Origin of the sequence: Psychrobacter sp. TB55-MNA-CIBAN-0194 (genome assembly GCF_040309505.1) — a bacterium.
Classification (GTDB): Bacteria; Pseudomonadota; Gammaproteobacteria; order Pseudomonadales; family Moraxellaceae; genus Psychrobacter; species Psychrobacter fozii.
The window spans coordinates 150,201-165,181 of the sequence record NZ_JBEOOW010000005.1; the positions used below are offsets into that span (position 1 = coordinate 150,201).

The following is a 14,981-nucleotide window of genomic DNA, read 5'->3' on the forward strand; positions in this document are numbered from 1 at the left end:
TAAGGGATTCAGCTTTTTTGTACTTATAACAATGAGAGGAAATAACTATGCAACAAGCTCAATAATTACTTCTCATCCAGCTACTCTGCTGATTGTTTTTGTATCAACCAATACTGTACCAATGCATTCAATTGCTCTTGTTTAAATGGCTTAGTGCAATAGTCTTGCATACCAACTTTTAGATATTTTTCGCGTTCACCATCCATCGCATTGGCCGTCAAAGCAATAATAGGTGGTAATGATTGTGAATCATACATTTCATGCAATTTTATGGTCGCCTGCACCCCATCTAAAATAGGCATATGATGGTCCATCAAGATAACATCGTAGCGCTCAGGTGACAGTACAAACGCTTCGATGGCTTGCTGCCCATCAGCGACATGCGTCACAGTATGACCACTATTAGTCAGCGCTTTTTTCGCGATAATCGCATTAACAGTGTCATCTTCGACCAACAGTATATGACCTGCACGTTCTTGCGTCGGCTTCATCATAGTGAAGTCATTTTCTGCTTGCCATTTTTGATAGTGCTTTTCATCAATAGTAGGTAAAGGCAACAAAACAGTAAAAGTAGTGCCAACACCTACTTCACTACTGACCTCAATATGGCCATCCATCAAATCGACCAAAGACTTACAAACTGAAAGTCCAAGACCCGTGCCACCATAGAGACGATGTGTGAATTGATTTGCTTGGTCATAAGCATTAAATATTGCGTCCAACGATTCTTCTTTAATACCAACGCCAGTATCTGTGACTTCAATACATACCGTCATTCCTTTAGGAGGAATAGATTTTATACTCGTATCGTGAACAGTAATTTCATTCGAAGTGCTGTTTGGAATTGCTTGAGAGCGGTGCTCATCTGCTGTACCATGCACGTCAACACCATCACACTGGCAATTAAGTACGTGTTTAACATCAATACTGACTTGACCACCTTCACGGGTGAACTTAATCGCATTATTGACGAGATTCGTAATGATTTGTTTGAGACGTACTGGGTCTCCCTCTATATAGGGTGATAAGGACTCGGTATAATTGTAGTTTAAAACCAATTTTCGCTGATGTGCTTTGACAGAGAAGAGACTGACAACTTCATTACATAATTCAGATAAATTGACCGGAATATGATCAATTGTCATTTTCCCAGATTCAACTTTCGACAAGTCTAAAATGCCATTGATAATGGCCATCAAATGCTCATTGGAAACTTTGATATTATCCACACAATCTTGCTGCTCTTTGCTAAGTTTGGTATCACCTAGCATTTCTACCATACCAATAATACCATTCATCGGTGTACGGATTTCATGACTCATATTGGCCAGAAAACTCGACTTCATCTCATTAGCATGTTTAGCATCACGCTGCTTATCTTGTAGCTGCAAAGCGTCGGCTGCCATCATCGCAAATTGAGCCAATATCTGTAATTGCTCATCGTCGAAATCATGATTAGGCTTTATATCCATCAAGCAAAAAGAGCCTAAATTGTAGCTTTTATTGTCTTCAATGAGGATAATTGGTGCACCAGCGTAAAACTGTAAGTAAGGAGCCTCCGTCACCAGTGGACTTTGGCTAAAGCGGCTATCTGCTGTTAAATCTGGCACCACAAAAACCTCATCAGAGAGCACCGTGTAATTACAAATAGCGACTTCACGTGTTGTTTGGCATACATCGTCAAGGCCGTAGGCAGATTTTAGATATTGTGTCTCTTCATCCATAAAGCTGATAGTAATAGCGGATACATCAAAAAATCGCTTAGCCAGATTGATTAGGCGCTCAAATGCAGGCTCATTATTATTATTCAGTACTTTATATTTTCTGAGCTTATGGATACGTTCTACTTCATCCGCTGCTACTGGATAGCTGTGTTTAGGTGCGTTAGATATAGACAAAATAGACTCCATTAAATAAGATCAGACGCTCTGTTTGATAACCGTCTGTTTTATTAATAATTGCAAAGCTTCACTCACCATAATCATCGCGACGACTGATGTAACAACAACTGCTGAGCCGTAACCACCACAGTGCAACCCGCCTGTTTGACAGGTCTTATCTACCCGTGGTGGCTCTGTCGAATAAACACATTTAATACCGAACTTTTCTTTTAAAGCGCTATTAATGCCTTTTTCATGGCGCAGTTTATTACGTAATTTAGCAAGTAGCGGGTCTTGATAGCTGTCCTTTAAGTCACTCACTTTAATTTGGCTTGGGTCTATTTTGCCACCTGCACCACCTGCACAGACCAGTTTTAGTTTATTAAAACGACAATGCAGCGCAATGGCCAGCTTAGCACTCATATCGTCTACACAGTCTAGAATAACAATAGGTTTACCTTGGGCAATAGCCGCTTTTGCTTCTTCACGACTGGGTAATAGAGCAGCTACATTTTCTACTGTCAAAAAATCATCAATTAAATTGAGCGTGACCTTGGGGTTAATCTCATGAACACGAGTCGCCATTGCCCCGATTTTACTCTGACCAAAAGTACTATCTAGGGCAGGTAACTGCCGATTGACATTGGAAGCAACCAAAACATCCAAATCAATCAAAGTAATAGTACCCACTGCCGTCCGAGCCAGAGCTTCGGCTACCCAAGAGCCAACACCCCCTACGCCTATAACATAGACATGGGCAGCAGCGAAAGTGTCAACTGCTGAGGTGCCATAAAGTGTTCGTGTACCTTGAAAACGACGCTCATACTGCTCATCTTTTCTAATCACTTCTTCTATTTCGAAATGTTCAGTGGTGACAAACTCTGCCTCTGTTGGCTCAAATTGTTGTGTTTCATTCATAACAGATTAAATGCTCTTTTAAATTGTTTTATCTATAGGTGCTTCGGTTATTTACTGATAACTTATTTACTATTGTACAAGTTAGCAGTAAATAATAATGGCCTATAATAGGTATAACTATACTGGAGGATAATCCCATGTCTTCTGTAAAGCGTTGCAACTGTTGTGCCACAATTGCTCAGCCAATCTATCTGGCGACACATTGAGCAACTCACTTAAGCTTAATAGTACCCATGGCAAATTAGCTGGTACGTTACGATCATGTGACTGCTTATCAGCACAACTATTGTCTGACATCTGACACTGGATAGGCGTCATGTCTGGGCAGTCTGTCTCTATGACCAAACACTCTATACCATGACTATCGACAGCGGCATGAATGGCACGGCGCAATTTTTTGGCATTTGGGTTGGTGATCTGACCAGTAACACCTAACTTAAATCCTAACCTCACAAATGCCTTTGCCTCTTGTTCCCCGCCACTGAAACTATGTGCGATACCACCTAACTGGTGTGCATCATAATCGTGTGCCTTCAGTATAGCCAGCGCCTCTGCATGTGCTTTTCGAATATGCAGCATCACCGGCAACCTATGAAGCACTGCCATGTCCAATTGCGCCTTAAAAAACCGTTTTTGTTTGTCAAATACCTCAGGCTCTCTCATAGATTCCGTGAAAGTATCCAATCCAATCTCACCGATTGCTATTGGCCGCTGCTCAGCAATCATATGCGCCATATTTTCTAAATGATCTTCACTGTGCTCTTTAATATAAAAAGGATGTAAGCCTATCGCAGTATGAGTCTCAATCTGTGAAAGATTTGAGCTATCCCTTTCTTCAGTAGCCAAGGGCACTAGCAACTTGTTTAATAGTTGTTTAGTATTATACATTCTCTCAAAATACTGGTGTGAATACCCCACCAATACGAGATGACGTACACCGCACTCATAAGTTTGCTGTACTAGCAACTCTCTATCGCTATCAAATACTGGAGCATCAAAGTGAGTATGGGTATCGATGAGAGGATAAGTCTTGAGCAATGTCTGTTTAGATATCATATAGTCAATCCTCTATAAATTGGATACGGTGTCAGTCTCGCTTAGTCTACTATACTAATTGTAGTACTTTCACTCGCCTTCCTTGTATCCAAATTATATTGAACCGATTATAAATGGAACTATAGTGGTCATTAATAGACTCCGAGATTAACGTTTTTTAATTGAGCGTTATATCGTTCGGCATTTTATAGACATCATTAATAATTAGAATAACTTATATTAAAGGTATTTAATTTTTAATTTAATCTCTATTTCATTTCTTTGCCGTTATTAGCATTTTGACTACTATTAATACTACTATCAGATTTTGCATTATTTTTGTTTAATAGGTCCATATCAGACTTTCGACTACTGCGTCTAGGTAAAAGCAACAGGGCGGTTGCAATGACTCCCAAAGAAACCCACTTTTTCACTTTTATACTTTCTGTCACTTTACCTATCCTATATCTTTGTACCGTTACTTATCAATTTTATCAGCAATTGTTCATAATGGATATTAATTAAAAAGTTATCACTGGCTTAGTATACGTGGATATGATGAGCTCTATGTTTATCTGTGTTATGAATACGCAATCTAATGTATAGCTCTACTCTTTGAGAACACCGCTGCTACTGTTGGTATTATTGGGATAACAAACCATCAACGCCTTAATAGTAATAAAGATATGGTGTGCGGAAGACGTAAAAAAACCAGTAGCTTCTTACCAAATAATGGCAAGAAAGATACTGGCTTTCATCTAATGTAGTCGATTCAATTTAAAAGTAGTACCAGGCAACCGAGTGTAGATGTATGTTAAATACTTCAAGTGAGGTTAACGCAGTAATACTTTCATAATAGAATGACTATAATCAGCGATATCGCTATCAAACTTAATAAGAAAACTTATTAGTTAATACAACATTAAATAGCAAAATCTTCGATATCACGACCTGCTGCTAATGCTTCAACCAACCATGTAGGCTTGCGACCACGACCAGTCCAAGTTTCTTCGTTGTTGTCAGTATTGCGATATTTAATACTGCGTTTCTTCTCTAAGGTTTCACCCGCTTTCAAAATTTCTTCGATAGAGGCGTGGCTTTCTTCTGCGATTTCCTCGAACTTCATATAGGCATCATACAGACGCTGATGTTGTTTTTTAGCGATAAGCTGCTGAGCATTTTCAGTAATTGCCCGTAGCTCGGCGACGTTTAGATTCTCTAAATCAATTGCATTATTTTTGCTCATAGTAGATCCAACTGTAAAATAAAAGGTACAATCTTAATAGATATAATACTCACTATTAAGAACCGAGATGACTTATTCATTATTCAATAAAGTCATAAATAGATATTCTTTGTAATAAAAATATGGTTAGCCAACATATCTATGGGCGGAGACAATATAAACAAAAAGCAATGCTATCACAATAGCAGGCTGTCATATCTTATATATCAAAAGTCAACGAATAGTAAAATTTGGTAAATGGGCAAAGTTTGAAGATTCAAATATTCGTTTATAAATCAATATTTGTTTATATATTTCATTGAAGAACTGCTTATAAAGTGCCCTTCAAAGCTAATTGGTCGCATACTTAATAAACATAAATCCATATATTGATATAGATCTTGAGTTTTGAAAATTATTTTTAAATTTGTAATATTCAAACAAAAATTTTACTCAATCAGTCGCGTTGGTCACTAAGCTCATTCATCAATTCACGGGCTGATTCAGCGCTTAATAAGTACGGATTAAAATCAACAGTGGTAGAGTATTTTAAATAAATCGCAGCGTTTTTTTCAGTCGGTGTGGCGTAATTCATAGACCATTTAGACCATGTTCTATACTTTAATTCACGTGTTTCAATAATTTGTAAATCATAATGGCGTTGATCAGCGATTAAGCTATACAATAGACGATTAATTTGCGCTCTTGGACCTTCTACTGTCTGCAAAAAATAATCTTTATTAAATGTCAGCATGCCAGTGATACCGTTGGTGGCATTATTCACCTGTGCTTGCTTCAATATTTCATTGAAATCTTTAGCTGACACGCCTGGATTGGCACGGCTCGCATATGTCATGCTCATTAAAATGGGCGCATCTTCCATTATTGATGTCATATCGTATCTCTTATAATAAAGTTATAGGGTCTGATAGCTTCTCTAAACATCAATCAACTCAAAGAAAACCAAGATTTCTTCTTTTTAGAAGCATCGATTTCTTCTTGCTCTTGAAGTTCTGATAACGTATCAATCAGCATCATAATTTGATTGGTATTCATCAAATACGGATTAAACTGATTGCCTGTCGAAAACTTGAGTGCCAGCCCCTTGTTTTCATCACTTGGGATTAAATATTTCATTGACCACTTACTCCAATGACGCTGCTCAACTTCACGGCACTCGATAACTTGCAGTGCATAATGTCGATCGTCTTCGACCAACTTTCTAAGCAACTCATTGATAACAGGTCTCGCCCCTTCAATACTTTGCAAAAAGTAATTGTGGTTAAACACCAAAGCACCCGTAATACCATTGCGCTCATTATTTTGCTGCGCTTGAGTAAGAATACGTGTCACTTCACCAGTAGGATTGTCGTTGTTATAACGGCTAATATAAGTTAAACGTAAAATAACATGCTCACCATGACGCATTTTTAGACGATCTAATTCCGATAGCTCAGCTGATTCCACAAGAAACTCCAATTAGTTTGCTAGATTTTTCAACAATGACAGCACCGTTATTTTTCATAACTAAATATTTGTCATATCCGTTTTTTACTACATAAATACCGTCAACATTAACGTTGAATTCTTTTGATAAAATCATTCATACCACGTGATAAATTACCACTATCCGTATTCTGTATTTCTTTTGCTAAGATCAATAATTGCGTACTACTACCACATTGCTCTAAACTTAATAAATAACCCCAGGCTTCTACAGGTGGTGCATTCTTTTCAATATAGGTAGCTAAATCAGATTTGATCGTTTCGTAGTTAGCACTAGATGGCTTAGTTTTAAACATACTACTGATTGATTTTTTTTCTGACTCTTTTACGTTAGTGGTGCTTTTATTATTGAACGTATTATTGAACTCTATTTCAGACTTCTCATCAAAGACAGGTACTGCTGGTTGAGACTGAGTAATGACAGGTACGGCTGTCGTCGTCTGAGCAGGCGTGGGCACTTCTGTCTCAGCACTGCCAGCCACTGCTATCTCAATACACTCAAGGCTCAAAAGCAGCTCAAATAGCGGTGTAATACCACCAAACTCAGCAAACATCTTGCTACTGTCGAGTGTATTAAGATAGCTCTGATACGTGCGTCTGCCATCAATCATAATGAGTAATGTTCTGGCTTCTCGCGGCAATACACCTAGACTCTGAGATTTAATCTCTTCTCTACCTAAATCACTTTTTCGAAACACATCACCATAATTCATTATGTATACTCAATACTAGCAGTGAGGTGGGCATTCTTATTTTAAGATGCCGACCAAGTAAGTTTTTATGTTTTAAACCATTAAATGGCCAAACCCTGACTTTTCATTTGCTAATAAAAATCACTTTAAACGAAAGCCGAACGTTTAATATCATATAAATCATTGATTCAAGTGGATTATATCAACCTGTCCAATAGACTGTTAGCATTAATTTGATTTAATAGAACAGACGGTTGATATAGGATATGAAAGGTAGTTTTTATCGTTTTCAACATATAAATTGACGAAATAATAAGCGAAATAAACCTTATAAATTTAATTATTCTAACCAATACCTATTCGATTATTAACCTTTTTGAATACTCAACAACCAATTATTGAATTTTTATTATTTTGAGAATTAGAGTTTTTAATGCCATTAGTATAATCAGAAACAGACAAACGTTTTATTTCATTTAGTAATTAGCACTTACAGTTGATTCGATTTAAAAGCATATTTAATTTAATATAACTTGGACACAAGGAGGTCGAGTGAAAGTGCTACAAATAGTAGACTAAGCGAGACTGAAACTGTATCCAGTTTATAGAGGATTGACTCTGCTGCAAAGCAACCGAGTCTAGATAGATATTCAATACTTCGAGCGACGTTAACGCAGTAACGTTTTTATAGCGGAATGACTATATATAGATAAAGACAGTCTAATTAATTCCCATATGGCTTTTGGCAATATAATAAAACGACTTTTTCAAATTATTTATTGTCACATACAAAAAACCCCGCTAGTGGCGGGTTTTCTAGAACATATATTTTACATTAAAGTCTAAGGTGTATCCTAGAACGGGATATCGTCGTCTACAGGGCCGTCTGGCATTGCCGTAGGCTTAGATTGAGCAGGTTTCTGCGCAGGTTGATTAAACTGGTTTTGCTGGGCAGGTGCTTGATTGTTATTGAAGCTGTTCTGACCACCACTAGCTTGATTGTAGCCACCTTGTTGAGCTGGCTGATTGTTGCCTTGCTGACCGAAGTTGTTTTGATTGCTTTGACCACCTTGATTGCCATAGCCACCACCTTGACCTTGATTCTGACCACCTTGGTTATTATTACTGAAGCCGCCATTGTCTTGACCACCACCAGTTGCACCATCTAGCATTTGCATTTGCTCAGCGCGAATCTCGGTGATATAACGGTCTTGACCATTGGGATCTTGGTATTTACGCGTGCGCAAGCTACCTTCGATATAGACTTTGCTGCCTTTACGCAAGTATTGTGCCGCAATTTCACCTAAACGGTTAAAGAGTGCAATACGATGCCATTCAGTGGCCTCTCTTTTTTCACCGCTTTGTTTGTCTGTCCATTGCTCTGATGTCGCAACCGAGATATTGGTCACGCCGCCACCATTACTAAATTGGCGTGCCTCAGGGTCTGCTCCAAGGTTACCGATGATGATAACTTTATTAACTCCGCGCATGATACCGTCCTTTTGCTTATGAATAATTTGATGAATCTTTCTAATTTTTCGCTAATAGCATCAATTAATACTATTAGTCATATAATTTTACTTTAACCAATTTTAGTTTAAATATCTACAGACTATCTACTAAAGGCGACACCTTATGTCGCCTAGATATAGTTGTTCTAAACACACTTATCGCAGTCTCTACTATCAAAAGACAGTAATAGTGCTATTTTGCCACTTTAATCAGTGGATTAACACCATCAACCTTCATTGACTATTAGGATAGCGCTGCGACCTATTACTCTACTTAACGTCAGAGCGATGACGATGCATACTCAAAGTGACACTACCCAACTCTACGCCGAATTTTTTCATTACAGATCGATTCAGCATGATATCTTCATTAATAAGATACATCCAATCGTCAAAATTAACTTTGTAGGTCTTATCTTCAACAGGCAATTCTAATAAATAATTCCAATGGAGCGTATTACCAACGACTTCCCCTGTAGCTTCACCGATGACATCCCCTGCAGTACCTTTCCAACTACCATCAACTTGCTTGGTCAATCGCCATATACGCTGCGATTTTGACCCATCTGCCCACGAGAACCTCTCATCTAAAACGATAACATTCTCACCCTCGTGAGTGGCATCGATATCGACATAAAAACGTTTCTTGACCTCACCATTTCGGCCTTGAAACATCCCCCAACCATCAATCTGACCTGAGAAAAACTCATGCATATCGAGCATTGGCGTCGTATTTTGATAGGCTTGAATATTTTGGGTGGCACAGCCAGAGATGAAAAAAGTGGCTGATAGCCCTGCACCTAGCACTACCTTAGCTATTGATCGAGGCATCAAAGATAAAGAAGTAAAGGGTTTGGCTATTTGAGCAGCACCTTTACCAATAACAGCACCACTAGACAGCATCGTAAACTTACTCATATTAATTCCTTTTAAATAGAGATAGATTTAAGTAAAGAGGTTTAGATTGCACCTCATAATAGTGGCGGTCTATACAGTTGTTGTCTACTCTGTTTTTGACTATCCAGACCTTTTCGACAAACCTAATACCATTATGTATGGCTTATCAGATGTCCAGCGGACTCTGTGCCAAACTTGATAGCTGCTCCCTTGAATCGTCCGTCAGCTGGGTTTTATCCAATTTAAGATAGGCCACTTTCTCTTTTGCCATCACGACTAGCTCATCGACACCATCTACTGCTAGCATTTGGCGTGACCAGTCTTGCATATTGACATTTTTAGGAATACTAACGGTCGTGCTTGATAGGTATGGTGGCTGCGCAATCGGTATAATAAGCAGCAAAGCGATACCCATAATGACCGCCAATATACCCCATGCCAACAGACTAGGCTGACTCAATAATAGCCCGCCCATTGCACCACCCACAAATGCACCAAAAAACTGGCTAGATGAGCTTATTCCCATTGCCGTCGCTTTATTGGCCACTGGTGCGCGCTTAGAAATCCACGAAGGAATAGTCGCCTCAATGAGATTAAAGCCCATAAAGTACAGTAATAAGCCTAAAATAATACCAATACCAGCCTGACTGCCAAGTGCGAGTATGGCTAAAGCTGCAGTTATTAATGCCAATGCACCCAAAAATACCTGACGCATTTTGCGTTTCTTTTCAGCGATGATAATAAAAGGTATCGCTACCGCAAAACCAATAAACAATAATGGTAGATAAACCAAACCTTGCTGGCGTACCGATAATCCCATCACTTCATTGAGCTGATGCGGCAAAATAACAAATATCGCAGTCATGGTCAGATGTAGCGCAAAAATACCGATATGTAAGCGATTTAAATCACCAATTTTGAGTACTGTCGCTAATTGCTGACCGATCGATTTATTGTCTAGATTATGCTTGAGCACCCTTAGCGGCGTCGGTACTATCATTAATAGCAACATTGCCAAAATAGCAAAGCCTGCGGTGAGCCAAAACAGCCCAGAGATGCCAAGCGAACCAACCAACAGCGGGCCAAAGGCAAAAGCGAGCATAATGGAGGTCGCAATGGTCAAACCCATCGTAGCCATCGCTTTGGTACGCATCTCCTCGCGAGTCACATCAGCCAGTAATGCCATCAGTACGGCAGAGACAGCGCCACTACCCGCCAGCGCCCGACCGATAATGACCTCATAAATATCTGTCGCGTTGGCCGCAATGATACCGCCGATAGCAAATAAGATTAACCCTAAAAATATAATAGGTTTGCGCGGGAATTTGTCAGCAGCAAGGCTCATCGGTATCTGAAAAATAGCCTGCCCAAGCCCATAAATACCAACTGCCAAACCGATCAAAAATGGCGTCGCATGCGCATAATTGTTACCGTATACAGAAAATACCGGGACAATCATAAACAAACCAACCATCCGTAAGGCAAAGACACCACCGACCCCGAGGATTGCCCGTTTTTCTACGCTATTCATACTCGCCTCACTGGTTGATCATTAGCTAGTTTATCACTGCTGCTTTTATCGAGTCATCAGCCTATAAATCAAGCCCACTAGTATAAGACATTCGTCATTTGGTTGCCGAAACTTTTACTTTTTGCGCCCAGACTTAACGGTAAATGTGATGCCATATTTTTGTTATTAAGTGCATCTAATAGCAACCGTACCTTGAATAATGCCACTATCATGACAATAAAGTAAGACGGCGCAAACATTACCAGAGCAGCACTTTTAGCTTGTACAGAATTGACCACATAACGAATACCTCTCATAAAATGACATTGTTTGGCAAAATCTATAACAAACCATACCTGTTACTCACTGCTGATTTGATTTAGATTTACTTATCAAAATAAAAACTTAAAATCAGAAACTAAAACAAGAGCACACCGACTGTCGTTTACATCGTTTCGTTTGTATCGCTCTATAAAACTATCAATGCCTTTATAGAGCGATATGAATGACAGCATTATCCACAATTTTAATAAACCACTTCGACTTCATTGACGCTTTCAACGTTTAGACATTTTTTTAAATACAATTTTAGCAAATAGGAAACCTATCACCGATGGCACATGACCATATCGCAATACGCGGCGCACGTACGCACAATTTAAAAAACATTGATTTAGACATACCACGAGATAAATTCGTGGTCATCACTGGTTTATCAGGTTCTGGTAAATCATCATTGGCATTCGATACTTTGTATGCTGAAGGGCAACGCCGTTACGTCGAGAGCTTATCGGCCTACGCACGTCAGTTCCTCTCACAGATGGAAAAGCCTGACGTCGATAGTATCGAAGGTCTATCCCCTGCGATTGCTATCGAGCAAAAATCAACCAACCATAACCCACGCTCTACGGTCGGTACGATTACTGAGATTTATGATTATTTACGTCTGCTGTATGCGCGTATTGGTACACCGTTTTGCCCTGAGCATGGCGAGCCAATGGTCGCACAGTCGGTCACCGAAATGGTCGATCAAGTCATGGCTTTACCAGATGACACCAAGATTATGATTTTGGCACCCGTCATTCGTGAGCGTAAAGGTGAGCATACCGTCTTACTAGAGCAGCTCATAGGTCAAGGCTTTGTCCGTGTGCGTGTCGACGGCGATGTCTACGATACCGACGAGCTACCAACACTCGATAAAAAGAAAAAACACACCATCGAAGTGGTGGTTGACCGCTTTAAAGTCCGTGATGACTTGGGCAACCGCGTCGCAGAAAGCTTAGAGACTGCCCTACGCTTAGGTCAAGGTCTGGTTACGCTGCATTTCATGGATGGCAATCCAAAAGAAGGCGGCGATGACAATCAAGTCATGTCAGCCAAGCATTCTTGCCCTGTGTGTGATCGTGCCGTCTCTGAGCTTGAGCCTCGCATGTTCAGTTTTAACAATCCATACGGCGCTTGCCCAAGCTGTGATGGTCTCGGTAAACGTCAGTACTTCTCCGCTGAGAAACTGATTACCCATCATGAGAAATCACTTAACCAAGGCGCCATCAATGGTTGGGATAAGCGTCACGCTTATTACTTCGGTCTGCTATCGACTGTGTGCAATCATTTTAAGATTGACATGGATGCACCGTGGCAAGACCTGCCAAAAGAGCAACAAGACCTCATTATGAATGGCTCTGGTAAAGAAAAGTTAACCTTTAATTTTACCGATGAGCGCGGTCGTAAAACCAATAAAACCGTACCATTTGAAGGCGTGCTTCCTTATCTAGAACGTCGTTATGCTAAGACGCAAAGCAATCTCGTACGTGATGAGTTAGCCAAATACTTAGCTGATACCACTTGTAACGTCTGTGACGGTGCGCGTCTGAATGAAATCTCACGCAATGTCCGTGTTGACGATCAGACCATCGCTCAAATCGTCAAACTCTCTATCGGTGATGCAGCAGAATATTATAAAACGCTAAAGATTGGCGGGCATAAAGGTGAAGTCGCAGAAAAAATCTTTAAAGAGATCAATGAGCGTCTGAACTTCCTAGTGAGTGTTGGACTGGATTACTTATCTCTTGCCCGCTCTGCTGAAACGCTATCGGGCGGTGAAGCACAGCGTATTCGTCTTGCCAGCCAAATCGGTGCCGGCCTGATGGGAGTGATGTATGTACTCGATGAGCCATCTATTGGACTCCATCAACGTGACAATGATCGCCTACTCAAAACCCTAACGCGCTTGCGTGATTTGGGCAATACGGTACTGGTCGTTGAGCATGATGAAGATGCGATTCGCCAAGCGGATCACGTCATCGATATCGGTATCGGCGCAGGTATACATGGCGGTCATGTCATTGCTCAAGGTACAGTCGATGACATCATGGCAAACAAAGAATCGCTGACTGGACAATACATGTCTGGTAAAAAGAGAATCGAGATTCCAACCGTTCGTCATCAGCCAAAAATGATAGATGTGGAAGTCAAAGGAAAAGCCAAACCGAAAAAAGTACCGATGACGATTGAGCTAAAAGGTGCCTCAGGCAACAATCTACATGATGTGGATTTGACCATTCCCATTGGTATTATGACTTGCGTGACTGGCGTATCGGGTTCGGGCAAATCAACCTTGATCAACCGTACGCTGATGCCATTGGCCGCGACTCAGTTAAACAATGCTTCAACACTGATTGCCGACAAGTTTGAAAGCATTAGCGGTCTTGAGCATTTGGACAAAATGGTCGATATCGATCAAAGCCCAATTGGTCGTACACCGCGCTCAAACCCAGCGACTTATACGGGTGTGTTTACCCCTGTGCGTGAGATGTTTGCACAAACGCAAGAAGCGCGTGCCCGTGGTTATAAAGCTGGTCGCTTTAGCTTCAACGTCAAAGGCGGACGCTGTGAGATGTGTCAAGGTGATGGTCTTATCAAAGTTGAAATGCATTTCTTACCAGACATGTATGTACCTTGTGATACTTGTGAAGGCAAGCGCTATAACCGCGAGACCTTAGAGATTCACTATAAAGGCAAAACCATTGCCGATGTGCTCGATATGACCGTTGAGGACGCGACTGAGTTCTTCTCAGCCATACCAGCGATTTATCGTCGTTTGCAAGCCTTGATGGATGTTGGTCTTAGCTATATTCGCTTAGGTCAATCTGCACCGACACTCTCAGGTGGTGAAGCACAGCGTGTCAAACTGGCTCGTGAGCTTGCCAAACGCGATACGGGACAGACGCTCTATATCTTGGATGAGCCAACCACTGGTTTGCATTTCCATGATATCGATAAGCTGCTCAACATCTTGCATGCCCTACGTGATAAAGGTAATACCATTGTGGTCATCGAGCATAACTTAGATGTCATTAAGACTGCGGATTGGGTGATTGATCTTGGCCCTGAAGGTGGTAAAGGTGGAGGCATGATCATCGCTGAAGGTACGCCTGAGCAAGTGGCGGAAGTCAAAGAGTCTTACACGGGTATATTCTTAAAGCCGATGCTTGAACAAAGCATGAAAGAAGTAAGCTGATACCAGTTAATAAACTATTGATAAAAGGCCACTCTACTTAATAGGGTGGCCTTTTTTGTTGGGTACTATTTTATTGAATACTATAAAGCGCTACCCAGTCCATGAGTTGAAAACCTTAACTGATAGATGTGTGTAAAATTTCGACCTGTACGGCTACATTGCGTTACCTTTCTTAATATTTATTAAAGATACTTAAACTTTGATTGTATTAATATTTAAATGGTACAACATCATGCGCAAATGCATGCGATATAGAAATAATTGGTTGAGAACGATATAGCGTGCAT

General features: G+C 40.4%; 12 protein-coding genes. 1 reads left to right on the plus strand and 11 read right to left on the minus strand.

Annotated features, from left to right (window positions below; genetic code table 11):
* Nucleotides 1-80: 80 nt before the first annotated feature.
* From AAEY75_RS07770 to AAEY75_RS07820, 11 genes are all read right to left on the minus strand, one after another.
* On the minus strand, nt 81-1,898 hold the full coding sequence (locus AAEY75_RS07770; protein ID WP_227681313.1) for a GAF domain-containing hybrid sensor histidine kinase/response regulator: 1,818 nt from the start codon (nt 1,896-1,898) through the stop codon (nt 81-83).
* Between the two features lie 21 nt (nt 1,899-1,919).
* Nucleotides 1,920-2,735 carry a tRNA threonylcarbamoyladenosine dehydratase gene (locus AAEY75_RS07775; protein WP_352259332.1) on the minus strand — a complete coding sequence of 272 codons (816 nt, stop codon included), beginning with the start codon at nt 2,733-2,735 and terminating at the stop codon, nt 1,920-1,922.
* 180 nt (nt 2,736-2,915) lie between these two features.
* A complete protein-coding gene (locus AAEY75_RS07780; RefSeq protein WP_352259290.1) occupies nt 2,916-3,854 on the minus strand; it encodes a TatD family hydrolase in 939 nt (312 codons plus the stop codon).
* Between the two features lie 248 nt (nt 3,855-4,102).
* Nucleotides 4,103-4,285, minus strand: a complete 183-nt coding sequence (locus AAEY75_RS07785; protein WP_352259291.1) for a hypothetical protein — start codon at nt 4,283-4,285, stop codon at nt 4,103-4,105.
* Nucleotides 4,286-4,755: 470 nt separating this feature from the next.
* Nucleotides 4,756-5,079 carry an H-NS histone family protein gene (locus tag AAEY75_RS07790; RefSeq protein WP_352259292.1) on the minus strand — a complete coding sequence of 108 codons (324 nt, stop codon included), beginning with the start codon at nt 5,077-5,079 and terminating at the stop codon, nt 4,756-4,758.
* 436 nt (nt 5,080-5,515) lie between these two features.
* Nucleotides 5,516-5,953, minus strand: a complete 438-nt coding sequence (locus AAEY75_RS07795) for a BLUF domain-containing protein (protein ID WP_352259293.1) — start codon at nt 5,951-5,953, stop codon at nt 5,516-5,518.
* 53 nt (nt 5,954-6,006) lie between these two features.
* Nucleotides 6,007-6,525, minus strand: a complete 519-nt coding sequence (locus tag AAEY75_RS07800) for a BLUF domain-containing protein (RefSeq protein ID WP_352259294.1) — start codon at nt 6,523-6,525, stop codon at nt 6,007-6,009.
* Between the two features lie 107 nt (nt 6,526-6,632).
* A complete protein-coding gene (locus AAEY75_RS07805; RefSeq protein WP_197101678.1) occupies nt 6,633-7,277 on the minus strand; it encodes a hypothetical protein in 645 nt (214 codons plus the stop codon).
* A gap of 833 nt (nt 7,278-8,110) precedes the next feature.
* Entirely contained in the window at nt 8,111-8,746 is a 636-nt protein-coding gene (ssb, locus tag AAEY75_RS07810) for a single-stranded DNA-binding protein (protein ID WP_352259295.1), read from the minus strand.
* 291 nt (nt 8,747-9,037) lie between these two features.
* A complete protein-coding gene (locus AAEY75_RS07815) occupies nt 9,038-9,685 on the minus strand; it encodes a DUF3833 domain-containing protein (protein ID WP_352259296.1) in 648 nt (215 codons plus the stop codon).
* Nucleotides 9,686-9,830: 145 nt separating this feature from the next.
* Complete coding sequence (locus AAEY75_RS07820) at nt 9,831-11,195, minus strand: MFS transporter (RefSeq protein ID WP_352259297.1); 1,365 nt, start codon at nt 11,193-11,195, stop codon at nt 9,831-9,833.
* A gap of 592 nt (nt 11,196-11,787) precedes the next feature.
* Here AAEY75_RS07820 and uvrA point away from each other — a divergent pair.
* Nucleotides 11,788-14,694, plus strand: coding sequence for an excinuclease ABC subunit UvrA (gene uvrA, locus AAEY75_RS07825; RefSeq protein ID WP_352259298.1), 2,907 nt, complete (start codon nt 11,788-11,790; stop codon nt 14,692-14,694).
* Nucleotides 14,695-14,981 lie beyond the last annotated feature (287 nt).

What these genes read in the sequence shown, in the direction of transcription:
- AAEY75_RS07780 (WP_352259290.1), bottom strand. Translation starts at nt 3,854, where the DNA reads ATGATATCTAAACAGACATTGCTCAAGACTTATCCTCTCATCGATACC.
- AAEY75_RS07790 (WP_352259292.1), bottom strand. Translation starts at nt 5,079, where the DNA reads ATGAGCAAAAATAATGCAATTGATTTAGAGAATCTAAACGTCGCCGAG.
- AAEY75_RS07795 (WP_352259293.1), bottom strand. Translation starts at nt 5,953, where the DNA reads ATGACATCAATAATGGAAGATGCGCCCATTTTAATGAGCATGACATAT.
- AAEY75_RS07805 (WP_197101678.1), bottom strand. Translation starts at nt 7,277, where the DNA reads ATGAATTATGGTGATGTGTTTCGAAAAAGTGATTTAGGTAGAGAAGAG.
- ssb (WP_352259295.1), bottom strand. Translation starts at nt 8,746, where the DNA reads ATGCGCGGAGTTAATAAAGTTATCATCATCGGTAACCTTGGAGCAGAC.
- AAEY75_RS07815 (WP_352259296.1), bottom strand. Translation starts at nt 9,685, where the DNA reads ATGAGTAAGTTTACGATGCTGTCTAGTGGTGCTGTTATTGGTAAAGGT.
- AAEY75_RS07820 (WP_352259297.1), bottom strand. Translation starts at nt 11,195, where the DNA reads ATGAATAGCGTAGAAAAACGGGCAATCCTCGGGGTCGGTGGTGTCTTT.
- uvrA (WP_352259298.1), top strand. Translation starts at nt 11,788, where the DNA reads ATGGCACATGACCATATCGCAATACGCGGCGCACGTACGCACAATTTA.